This is a genomic window from Acinetobacter sp. C15 (genome assembly GCF_013420645.1).
In the GTDB taxonomy this organism is placed as follows: domain Bacteria; phylum Pseudomonadota; class Gammaproteobacteria; order Pseudomonadales; family Moraxellaceae; genus Acinetobacter; species Acinetobacter indicus.
The window spans coordinates 1-1,180 of sequence record NZ_VOXR01000129.1 but is presented as its reverse complement, the minus strand read 5'-3'; the positions used below and the strand labels follow the sequence as shown (position 1 = coordinate 1,180).

1 protein-coding gene is annotated in these 1,180 nt (G+C 35.7%); it reads right to left on the bottom strand.

Translation table 11 applies throughout. The features are described from left to right. Window positions 1-18: 18 nt before the first annotated feature. A protein-coding gene (locus FTT63_RS15495) for an IS4-like element ISAba1 family transposase (protein WP_085940648.1) occupies window positions 19-1,109 on the bottom strand; the annotation gives its coding sequence in 2 pieces (ribosomal slippage) (window positions 19-569 and window positions 569-1,109; 1,092 coding nt in all). Window positions 1,110-1,180 lie beyond the last annotated feature (71 nt).

The window sequence follows — 1,180 nt, the reverse complement described above, 5'->3', positions numbered from 1 at the left end:
CTCTGTACACGACAAATTTCACAGAACCCTTATCCTATCAGGATTCTGCTTTCTTAAAATTGCCAAAATTTCCTTAAACTCTTCTTTTTTCCCAAAACCAATTAAACGCTGAATCGCCATTTGAACATAGTCTAAACCATAGCGAAATAAACTCATTGAGAGTCGTCCATGCTTCTTTATTTTTATCGCTTTTTTTTGATTATGTTGCCATTCACCCGTTAAGTAACACCAACAGAAGCTTATAGCTAACACCGCAATCAATTTTTTCACTCGTCTAGGGTCTGTCAAGCGCGTATTTTCAAGATTAAACCCGCGTCCTTTGAGACAACTGAATAAGGTTTCAATTTCCCAGCGTAATGCATAATCCTGAATAGCATTGGCATTAAACTGAGGAGAAACGACGAGTAAAAGCTCTCCATTTTCTAACTGTAGTGCACTTATATATAGTTTCACCCGACCAACCAAAATCCGTCGTTTACGACATTCAATTTGACCAACTTTAAGATGGCGAAATAAATCACTAATTTTATGATTCTTTCCTAAATGATTGGTGACAATGAAGTTTTTTTAACACGAATGCAGAAGTTGATGTCTTGTTCAATTAACCATGTAAACCACTGCTCACCGATAAACTCTCTGTCTGCGAACACATTCACAATACGATCTTTACCAAAAATGGCTATAAAGCGTTGAATCAAAGCAATACGCTCTTTCGTATCTGAATTTCCACGTTTATTAAGCAATGTCCAAAGGATAGGTATCGCTATTCCACGATAAACGATTGCGAGCATCAGGATATTAATATTTCGTTTTCCCCATTTCCAATTGGTTCTATCTAAAGTCAGTTGCACTTGGTCGAATGAAAACATATTGAAAATCAACTGAGAAATTTGACGATAATCAAAATACTGACCTGCAAAGAAGCGCTGCATACGTCGATAAAATGATTGTGGTAAACACTTGATGGGCAAGGCTTTAGATGCAGAAGAAAGATTACATGTTTGCTTTAAAATAATCACAAGCATGATGAGCGCAAAGCACTTTAAATGTGACTTGTTCCATTTTAGAGATTTGTTTAAGATAAGATATAACTCATTGAGATGTGTCATAGTATTCGTCGTTAGAAAACAATTATTGTGACATTATTTCAATGAGTTATCTATTTTTGTCGTGTACAGAG